General features: G+C 45.9%; 1 protein-coding gene. It reads right to left on the bottom strand.

Annotated features, from left to right (window positions below; all coding sequences use genetic code 11):
* Nucleotides 1–687: PAS domain S-box protein (locus R8O11_RS28000; protein WP_318194970.1), on the bottom strand; the 687-nt coding region annotated here is incomplete at both ends.

The raw sequence follows: 687 nt of genomic DNA, 5'->3' as shown, positions 1-687 counted from the left end.
CATCGTTAATGCGCTTAAAGTGGTCAATATCAAACAAAGCCAAACACGTCGTCGGTGTATCAGGATAACGTTCTACAATATTCGCGTAGTGGGTTAATTGTTCTTCAAACTTTCTGCGGTTCCACAGTCCAGTCAAACCGTCTTTCTCACTTAAGTTGCGCAGCTGCTCTTCCAACGCTTTACGTTCAGAAATATCCACCAGCGAAGTGATGTAATAGCTGATTTTACCGGACTTTGTTAAGTTCGCTTGGATACGCATGATCGCCGTAAACACATGATTCAATTGGGTACGGCAGCGTACTTCGCCTTCCCAAACATTCTCGCGCCCTAACTTATTCCAAATGTTTAGCGTCTCTTCGAGGTCTTCAGGAAGCAAAATCAGGCTGTGGGCATTCGAGCCTTTCACTTGTTCGGTAGAATAACCCATCATGTTTTCAAACTCTTGGTTGACCATGATGATGCGGAGCGATGCGTCAGAAATCATGACGGCGGTCATACCATCGAGTGCGGCACGGGCTAACTTCGATTCCACACTATGACGACGGTAATGCAGCGCCAACGCGGTAATTGGCAAAGTGAAAACCAGCACAAGACTTAAGACAAACAAGGATTCTTGAATAAGGTCATTAATGTCGCGCGTCGCTCTTTTTGACAACTGCTCATTCGAGAGGTCGATGATGAGATGCA

The organism is Vibrio sp. 1288, from assembly GCF_033344475.1.
The sequence above is the reverse complement of the archived record's forward strand: the minus strand, read 5'-3'. Positions and strand labels throughout refer to the sequence as shown.